The organism is Nocardiopsis lucentensis DSM 44048 (genome assembly GCF_000341125.1).
GTDB lineage: Bacteria > Actinomycetota > Actinomycetes > Streptosporangiales > Streptosporangiaceae > Nocardiopsis > Nocardiopsis lucentensis.
The window spans coordinates 1-404 of sequence record NZ_ANBC01000678.1 but is presented as its reverse complement, the minus strand read 5'-3'; the positions used below and the strand labels follow the sequence as shown (position 1 = coordinate 404).

At 73.5% G+C, this 404-nt stretch carries 1 pseudogene; it reads left to right on the top strand.

Features of this window, described 5'->3' with window-relative positions:
• A pseudogene (locus tag D471_RS35840) lies at nucleotides 1-353 on the top strand (penicillin acylase family protein); the annotation flags it as partial.
• Nucleotides 354-404: the final 51 nt, after the last annotated feature.

Sequence of the window (404 nt, the reverse complement as noted above, 5' to 3'; positions counted from 1 at the left end):
CCCCCTCCGGCAACGGTCACGTCGGCTCGGCCTTCCAGTACGGCTGGTGGTCCTACGTCGACAAGGACCTGCGCGCCGTGCTCGGCCACGAGGTCCGGGGACCCCTGGGCGAGACCTACTGCGGAGGGGGAGACCTCGACTCCTGCCGCACGGTCCTGCTCGACACCCTCGCGGACGCGGCGGCCGTCCCCGCCGAGGAGGTCTACCCGGGTGGCGGGCCCTGCTCGTCCGGTGATCAGGTCTGCGCCGACGCGGTGGTCCACCAGGCGGTCGGCGGGATCGGTATGTGGCCGATCGCCTGGCAGAACCGGCCCACCTACCAGATGGTCTACCAGTTCTCCGGCGGACGCTGACCCCCGTGCCCCGAGGGGCCGGCCGAACACGGGCCGACGCGGAGCGCGGGC